Origin of the sequence: uncultured Succinivibrio sp. (genome assembly GCF_902756765.1) — a bacterium.
Classification (GTDB): domain Bacteria; phylum Pseudomonadota; class Gammaproteobacteria; order Enterobacterales; family Succinivibrionaceae; genus Succinivibrio.
Map to the genome: position 1 here is coordinate 1 of NZ_CACVSS010000082.1, position 8,442 is coordinate 8,442.

Consider the following 8,442-nt stretch of genomic DNA (forward strand, 5'->3'; position numbering starts at 1 on the left):
GCTATTATTGCAACTGACAAAGTTGGCAACTTTTTATTTTGCAATTTTACTTTTAATATATTAACGGGCTCTCATCCACACGGTTAAAACCGTGGTTTTTCGAGCCAACATAATTTATAATCTTCGAGGCAAATACTCCAATGTTAAAACATCCTGACAAGATCTATCCTGGCCAGAAGCTGAGAATTCCTCCATTAAAGTAATTTCTTCCAAGGTCCAGCTGGAGCTGGACCATATAGTATCAGCATGTACGTGCCATAACTGAAATTTATTAGAGAATTCTTTCTACGTAACAGCTACAATATTTTCTTACAATTTTCCTATATTCTTGAGTTACCCAACAACTTTACAAAAACATATTATTACGTTCTAACAAATACTCATCTGTCACACAAAAATCTAATAGAAAAAACTATAATCTAAAATAAATCGTTACAGAAAATCACTAAAAAAAACGTTTATAAACAATATATTACAATCAACGCTAAAAACTACATTGATGAGGCTTTATTGTGAAAAGTAATTCTCTAAAATATCTGCTTGCTATTCTCTTAGGCTGCTGTTCTTCATTTTCAGTCTGTGCTGATGAGGAGACTGACAGATGGACAGAACTATGCAAAAACGGAGATATTTCCTATTGCAATCTTGTAGGAAGAAAATACGTGGCCATTGGAGATTACAAGAAGGCTATTTCTGTATACAAAGCATCCTGTGAACATAACAGTGGTGAAGGCTGTTCCTGGTTAGGCAATTTTTATATAAATGGCCAGGGCATTAGAAAAAGTTTACGTAAAGCCAACGAACTCTATATCAAATCCTGCGATCTCCAGTACGGAGAAGGATGTCTCCACCTCGCACAGCTATACGAGGAAAGTTTTGAATTCGAACAGTTCCGCGACAAAGCACCAGAATTCTACTCAAAAGGATGTAGCTACGGAAATGCTGAATCCTGCATGAATCTGGGTGCTCTATATTCAGAGGGAAAATCAGTTGATATCGACCTCAAAAGAGCTGTCAAATATTTTGACATGGCCTGTGGTAACAAGAACGGTTTAGGATGTTTTAGTGCCGGTGAACTGCATTCACAGGATTACGGAGAACTAAAGCACGACTACGAAAAAGCACTGGATTCCTATCAGAAGGCCTGTGAACTTGCTGTGGCACCAGGATGTACCGCTTTAGGACTCATGTATGAGGAAGGCAAAGGAGATGATGCTGATAACGAACTTGCAGCCTCATATTACAAGATAGCCTGTAACCTCAAGGATGCTGAAGGCTGTCTTTACATCGCAGATGCAACAGAAAAGGGTGATGGCGTAAAAAAAGACCCTGTATTGGCTCAGGAGTACTATAAAACAGCCTGTAACCTCGGACAGATAAGCGCCTGTTCGAACAGTACAACAGTCGCCCACAAATAAAACAGAGGCGCTCTGATTATCCAAATCAGGGCGTTTTTTTGAATAAAATTGAAGTATACAGACCTCAAAGACGCAAGTTTTGCCCCAAAAATACCTCAAAAAAGCCTATTCTGCACAGAAAAAAACACACCCTCCATATGTATAACGTACTGAAATAAAAATATTATTTCTTCAAAAACGCCATTTTTAACCATTATGCACTAAAAATAAACTGATATGCACTATATCAGTGAATATAGCGTTTTTTATTGCAACACAAAAATGACTCTTGTAAATTCATACTAACTTTAAAAGTGATTAAACACAAAATAATCAAGGAGACATCAATGTCATCATATACCCAGCGAGTTTTAGACTCCCTAAAAGCTAAGTATCCTTATCAGCCAGAGTTCCTACAGGCTGCTGAAGAAATCCTAACCACCCTACAGCCAGTTGTAGAAAAAGAACCAAAATACGAGAAGTACAAGATTCTAGAGCGTATGGTTGAGCCAGAGAGAACTATCAGCTTCAGAGTTGAGTGGGTTGATGACAAGGGTGAAGTTCAGGTTAACAAGGGCTACCGTGTACAGTTCAATTCAGCTATCGGCCCATACAAGGGCGGTATCAGATTACACCCAACTGTAAACGAGGGCGTATTAAAGTTCCTAGGTCTTGAGCAGATTCTGAAGAACTCTCTAACCGGTACTCCTATCGGTGGTGCAAAGGGTGGTTCAGACTTCGATCCTAAGGGCAAGTCAGAGACCGAAATCATGCGTTTCTGCCAGGCATTCATGATTCAGTTACACCGCTACATCGGTGCTTTAGTTGACGTTCCTGCCGGTGATATCGGTACCGGTGGTCGTGAGATCGGCTACATGTACGGTGCTTACAAGCGCTTAACCACCAAGTACGAAGGTGTTTTAACCGGTAAAGGTCTGAACTACGGTGGTTCTTTAGCAAGAACTGAAGCTACCGGCTACGGTGTTGTTTACTTCACCGATGCAATGTTAAAGGATCGTGCTGATTCTCTAAAGGGAAAGAAGTGCGCAGTTTCAGGTTCAGGCAACGTTGCAATCTACTGCTGTGAGAAGCTGTATCAGTTAGGTGCAACTCCTGTTACCGTTTCTGATTCAACTGGTACTATCTATGATCCAAACGGCATTGATGTAGCAGTATTAAAGCAGGTTAAGGAAGTTGAGCGTGCACGTCTAACCCGTTATGCAGAATTAGTAAAGACTGCACAGTACACTCCAGTTGAGCAGTACCCTGCAGGCAAGCATCAGGTATGGTGCTACCCTGTAGACTGTGCATTCCCATGTGCAACTCAGAACGAGTTAAACGAGGAAGATGCTAAGACCCTGTTACAGAACGGCTGTAAGGTTGTAGCAGAAGGTGCAAACATGCCTTCAACCCTAGGTGCAATCAAGCAGTTCTTAGATGCTAAGATTGCATACGGTCCTGCTAAGGCAGCTAACGCTGGTGGTGTAGCAACCTCTCAGTTAGAGATGGAGCAGAACGCTGGCATGACCTCATGGACCTTCGAAGAGGTTGACGCAAAGCTTCACAACATTATGACCAACCTTTACAAGAATGTTGCAGAAACCGCTCGTGAGTTCGGTGTTGAGGGCAACCTTGTTCTAGGTTCAAACATCGCTGGCTTCCGTAAGGTTGCTGATGCAATGATTGCTCAGGGTGTAATGTAATAAAAAAGTTAAACTCTTAAATATATGAGGCTGACAGCAATGTCGGCCTTTTTATTTGGCTCTCATATCCATTTTTACAATTCTTAATCTATTCCTAATTGTTATCTCATCTTGTAGATTCTTTTTTTATTGTTTATAAACAAGCAAACAAAGAAACAGACTGTTTGCCAGCGATTTTGAATCAGAAATAATAGCAATTCGTAATTCTCTTGTTTTACTTCAAGATATATAAAGAGATATATTATGTGCTACACCTCTTTTTTTTAAATTTTACTTGCTAGTACAAAGAGTTAAGCATCACGAAATTTGACAGTGATCGATTTTACTTTTTCAAAATAATATAAAATCAGATATAGATGCTATAAAAGAAACAGCCTTAGTGCTTTTGGAGGGAATATGATTTTATCAGGCAAATGTGCAATTGTGACCGGCGCAAGCAGACCAATCGGTAAAGCAATTGCAAAGAAATTCGTAGAAGAAGGCGCTATTGTATATTTGATATCAAGAGATGCAGATAGAATCGCCCTAATTGCTCAGGAACTTGATCCTAATGATGAAGGCAAAGCCATTGCAATGCCTTGTGATATTACTTCTAAAACCTCAATTGAAGAGGTGTTCGAACATATTGCAGCTGCTGATCTGGTAGTTGATATTCTGGTGAATGCAACCGATCTTGCAATCGAAAAGCCATTAGAGCAGCTTGAACTTGAAGACTGGACCAGGAACATTAAAACCAATCTTACAGGAGCATTCCTACTGTCACAGAAATGCTTTGCAGGTATGAAGGAAGCAGGAGCAGGAAAGATCATCAACGTTGCCTCCTTAATCTCCGACAATGTAAAACCAGGTATAGCCGCCTATGTTGCGGCAAAGGGTGGTCTTGTAATGCTAAGCAGAAGTATTGCTGCTGAATGGGGTAAGTACAACATTCAGGCAAACACTATTGTTAATGCTGATATCGATCTTCCTATGTCAAAGGAAAAGGCAATGGATACCGATCCTATGAAGCTTACAGATAAGTCTTCTCTTGCTGAGGACATTGCAGACGTTGCCCTATTCCTGGCATCAGATAAAGCTAATGATATTACAGGTAAGGAGATCCCTGTAGATGAAGGATTTCTAACTTCTCTTATTAAAGAATAGTTACCAATAACTTATTGAAGATTCGCCTCAGACAAAACAGTCTGGGGCTTTTTTTATTGATTAACAAGACAGTTATCTAAAGTTCAAAGCCTATTATCTGTCGAATAATCCTCTGCTCTTAACTTACTTTAACTATCAAAAAAAGCACTGCAACCCCGTGTCAAATACAAACGTTTACAATGCACACATTTTTTACGATCTATACATATAATATTCAGATTACTAATAAGATTCAGTATGGCAATAAAATAATCAGAACATATCACATTATCTATGTCCAGGTATAAAATTTTTCTTTAGTAATTATTATGTTAACCGAATATATTCTGGTAATCATAATGTAACGGACAGATTTAATACCGTTAATATAAATGTAAGTTATTGTTTAAAACATGTACTAAAATTTAAGCTTATACTCGCCTCGTAAATTAGTTTCACTGACTCAATTATTCATTACAATTTTATCTAAAGTGCTCTATAATCTCTAACAGTGGGCATAGCACGTTCTTAGCCAATTTTTTAGCAATAATTGTTAAATATCATTATATCCTCATGTTTTATATAATAAATTATTTAATAAAAATCGTTATATAACATCTAATCTCCTTTTCATATTTTCATAATTTAAGTTCATTTAACTCTTAACAGCCATAATACGCAATACCGTAAACGTTTAATGTGTAACAATAAAGCACATTCGCAAGATATTTTCGTGATTTTTACGGAATTATTGAGAACTAGCTCACAAAGATACAGCCTTTTCATTGAGGGTATTTTTCCAAGCTCTTATTATCAAATGGTCCTTTCTTGGGACGAACACAGATTTTATAACTAATAATAATGGATAACTAAAATGACTAAGGAAAACGAAAAAGGATTCTATAAGCTTGGCTGGCTGCAGCGTATCGGCTTTGGTGCAGGTGATCTTGCACAGAATCTTATTTATCAGACTGTTTGTATGTACCTTCTTTTCTTCTATACAGATGTATATGTATTAGGAGGAGATGCTGCTCAATCAGCAGGACTTGCTGGAACCATGTTCCTGGTCGTACGTCTTGTGGATGTAATCTGGGATCCGCTTGTTGGAACATTCGTTGATAAGCACAATCCTTCATTAGGTAAGTACAGAAGCTACCTCATTATGGGAGGTATTCCTTTAACCATTCTGGCTATTGCCTGCTTCTATGACGGCTTCCAGCCTTCCATCGCATACGCATATGTAACCTATGTTGCAATGTCTATGTTATACACTCTGATTAACGTTCCTTATGGCGCATTAAACTCTTCACTAACCCGTGATACTGATGAAATCACCATTCTTACTTCAGTCCGTATGTTTATGGCCAATGTCGGAGGTCTTTGCGTTTCAGCCGGTGTACCTATTCTTGTAGCAATTATGGCTGGTACTGACATTCCTTATGAAATGGCTTTATTCATGGGTTTAGGTTCTCTGCCTTCATTTATCTTCATGCCACTGGTTCCTGCCATCAAGAAAAAAATCGGCAAGAAGCAGATGTTTTACGTATTCCTGTGTGTAGCAATCGTGGGTATGGCAATGCTTTATATCATCAGCCATATTGGCACTGTTCAGGAAAACATAACTCTTGTCTATATTGCACAGTTTATTAAATCAACCGGTGTAATCGTAGCAACCGGCTATATGTGGGCTTTAATTCCTGAGGTTATTTCTTATGGTGAATACACCACTGGTCGTCGTATTTCAGGTATTGTTAACGCATTAACCGGTATTTTCTTCAAGGCTGGTATGGCCCTGGGTGGTGTTGTTCCAGGCTTTGTACTATGGCTGGTTAACTACAAGCCAGAGGTTGCAGGAGCAAGCTCACTTCCAAGAGATTCCCATGCATGGTTTATATGTATGATGATCTATGCAATTATCGGTCTTGCACTTTTAGTATTCTGCTTCTCACAGACTAAAGAGCGTGTGGTTATGGACGAATCAGAAACCAAAAATGTTAAGGTTTCAGATCTGTGGACAGAGTTCCTGCGTAACCGTCCATTAAGAATTGTAGCTCTGTTCTTCATCACTGCCTTCGCAATGATGTCTGTAGGTAACGCTGCCGGAGCATACTTCATGAACAACATGGAAACTCTACCAGCACTTACACAGGAAGGTATCCGCTGGCTGGTATGCGTAATTCCTGCATTGTTACTGGTTTTAGCTATGTACATCATCTCCAAGTATGAGCTTAGCGATGAGAAGATCGATGAAATCAACAAGGAAATTGAAGCTCGTCGTTTAAACAGCTAAGCAGACCGAAACAATGACGGTAAAAAAGGAAAATAATAAAATGAAACCAAGATATTTATTCCCAAAAGATTTTATGGCAGATCCATCTGCCAATGTATTCAATGGTCGTATGTATGTCTACCCAAGTCATGATTATGACAGCGGTGCCGCCTTTGATGATGACGGCGGTCATTTCCAGATGCGAGACTATCATGTTCTGTCCATGGACGATGTCATGAATGGAGAAATTACAGATCATGGTGTAATTCTGGATGTGGATGATGTGCCATGGGCTGAAAAGCAGATGTGGGACAACGATGTGGTTGAGAAGAACGGTAAATACTATCTTGTATTCTCTGCAAAAGACTACAACGGAGTGTTCCACCTCGGTGTTGCTGTAAGTGACAAACCAGAGGGCCCATTCAAGAGTGAACCTGCACCTATCATCGGCTCCTACAGTATTGATCCATGTGTCTTTAAAGATGATGACGGTGAAGTCTACTGTTATTTCGGAGGACTGTGGGGAGGTCAGCTGCAGTGGTACCGTAACAACAAGTTAAAGCCAGCTGCTTCTGTAGGTGAGGAAAACTTTAATCCTACCCTTCTGCCATCAGGAAAAGAAGACGCGCTCCCATCAAGAGTTGCACGCATGAGCGAGGACATGCTTCAGTTTGCAGAAGAGCCTAAGCCTGTTGTTATTGTTGATGAGAAAGGCGAGACATTAAAAGCCGATGATCCTCATAGATTCTTTGAGGCCTCATGGATGTTCAAGAGAAACGGTACCTATTATTTCACCTACTCTACCGGTGACAGCCATTATCTGTGCTATGCAACAGCTGATAACCCATATGGCCCATTTACCTATCAGGGCGTAATTCTTGAGCCTGTATGCGGATGGACCACTCACCATTCCATTACCGAGTACAAAGGACAGTGGTACCTGTTCCACCATGACTGTCAGCCATCTGAAGGCAAGGACTGGTTAAGAAGTCTTAAGGTTATGCCTTTAGAGTTTGATGCTCAAGGAAAAATCAGCACCATGAAATCTGAGTAAAAGTCGATTGGCAAATGAGTTAATAGGAACATCGCAAATATTTTACTCAATGCCAGTTGATAGGTTACATTCTGGCCTGAGAAAATCCCCACTCAGGCCTGCATGCAGAGCAGCATTACATCGAATAAAGATTCATTAGAATAAATACATTCGAAAATCATTGCAGTTTTAATATTTTTGTAGAAGCCTCAGCGGAGTTCTCTGAAAATTAAAGTTGCTGTTTTTGAAACAGTATGCTGCTTAGATACTGGCTTTTGCAAGATTGCCTAGAGTCTGGATGTAGCAGTCCTTTCCTCCAAAGCCAATACCGATGGCAAACACATTTTTATATTTTTCGGCAAGATATGGTTCTGCATATCTTTTATCCAAAATCTGCTTTGCAGCATCTTCTGCACACTGGATACGCTCAAGACGTTCGTTCCTGCCTTTTTTAAATTCAATAACAGCTACTGTATCTGTTGCATCGTTTTTTAAGACAATATCAGGGAAACCGTCTCCGCTTTCAATCTCCTCATGAAAGGATATGCCTTTCGCTGCACTGGCTATTCCAATAACTCCAACCATAAATCCATGGTAGTAGAGCTCATCTCCGGTATTTCTGATACTTAAAAACTCTTTTAGCATGGAGCTGATTAAAGCCTGTGCTGCATCAGTCTTATTTGCCATGAGTAAATCCACAAGACTTAGCGTCTGATTGTACCAGTATGGGTTATCTTCTCCGTAAAGATATTCTCTTTTCTCGTTAAAACAGGCAAGAACTTCCTGATTAGGTATTTTTACTTTTATCTTCCCTGTGAAATCTGAACCTTCTGCAAAGGTTACATAGCCTGTATGCAGCATCATGGTCATAAAGACATCAAAGCTTACTCTGTTTCTAAGGTCTGGATAGGTGGTAAA

At 39.7% G+C, this 8,442-nt stretch carries 6 protein-coding genes and 1 pseudogene; 6 read left to right on the forward strand and 1 reads right to left on the reverse strand.

The genetic code is table 11. From position 1 onward, the window contains the following. Nucleotides 1–119: 119 nt before the first annotated feature. The 6 genes and pseudogenes from QZU45_RS09810 to QZU45_RS09835 all read left to right on the forward strand — a co-directional run. Nucleotides 120–203: pseudogene (locus tag QZU45_RS09810) on the forward strand (LysM peptidoglycan-binding domain-containing protein); the annotation flags it as partial. Nucleotides 204–512: 309 nt separating this feature from the next. Beyond that, nucleotides 513–1,418, forward strand: coding sequence for a tetratricopeptide repeat protein (locus QZU45_RS09815; RefSeq protein WP_295354783.1), 906 nt, complete (start codon nucleotides 513–515; stop codon nucleotides 1,416–1,418). A gap of 326 nt (nucleotides 1,419–1,744) precedes the next feature. After that, the gene (gdhA, locus tag QZU45_RS09820; RefSeq protein WP_074839542.1) at nucleotides 1,745–3,100 is read left to right on the forward strand and encodes an NADP-specific glutamate dehydrogenase; all 1,356 of its coding nucleotides are present in this window, start codon (nucleotides 1,745–1,747) and stop codon (nucleotides 3,098–3,100) included. A 396-nt stretch (nucleotides 3,101–3,496) separates the two neighbouring features. Continuing rightward, a complete protein-coding gene (locus tag QZU45_RS09825; RefSeq protein WP_295354786.1) occupies nucleotides 3,497–4,243 on the forward strand; it encodes an SDR family oxidoreductase in 747 nt (248 codons plus the stop codon). An 853-nt stretch (nucleotides 4,244–5,096) separates the two neighbouring features. Beyond that, nucleotides 5,097–6,512: an MFS transporter gene (locus tag QZU45_RS09830; RefSeq protein WP_295354789.1), complete on the forward strand. Its 1,416-nt coding sequence runs from the start codon at nucleotides 5,097–5,099 to the stop codon at nucleotides 6,510–6,512. A 40-nt stretch (nucleotides 6,513–6,552) separates the two neighbouring features. Beyond that, nucleotides 6,553–7,545, forward strand: coding sequence for a glycoside hydrolase family 43 protein (locus QZU45_RS09835; protein ID WP_295354792.1), 993 nt, complete (start codon nucleotides 6,553–6,555; stop codon nucleotides 7,543–7,545). Nucleotides 7,546–7,785: 240 nt separating this feature from the next. On the opposite strand, the gene QZU45_RS09840 is transcribed toward QZU45_RS09835, so the two are convergent. Further along, nucleotides 7,786–8,442: PD-(D/E)XK nuclease domain-containing protein (locus tag QZU45_RS09840; RefSeq protein ID WP_295354795.1), on the reverse strand; the 657-nt coding region annotated here is incomplete at its 5' end.

Excerpts from the sequence above, each read along its gene's own strand:
- QZU45_RS09830 (WP_295354789.1), top strand. The coding sequence starts at position 5,097 with ATGACTAAGGAAAACGAAAAAGGATTCTATAAGCTTGGCTGGCTGCAG.
- gdhA (WP_074839542.1), top strand. The coding sequence starts at position 1,745 with ATGTCATCATATACCCAGCGAGTTTTAGACTCCCTAAAAGCTAAGTAT.
- QZU45_RS09835 (WP_295354792.1), top strand. The coding sequence starts at position 6,553 with ATGAAACCAAGATATTTATTCCCAAAAGATTTTATGGCAGATCCATCT.
- QZU45_RS09825 (WP_295354786.1), top strand. The coding sequence starts at position 3,497 with ATGATTTTATCAGGCAAATGTGCAATTGTGACCGGCGCAAGCAGACCA.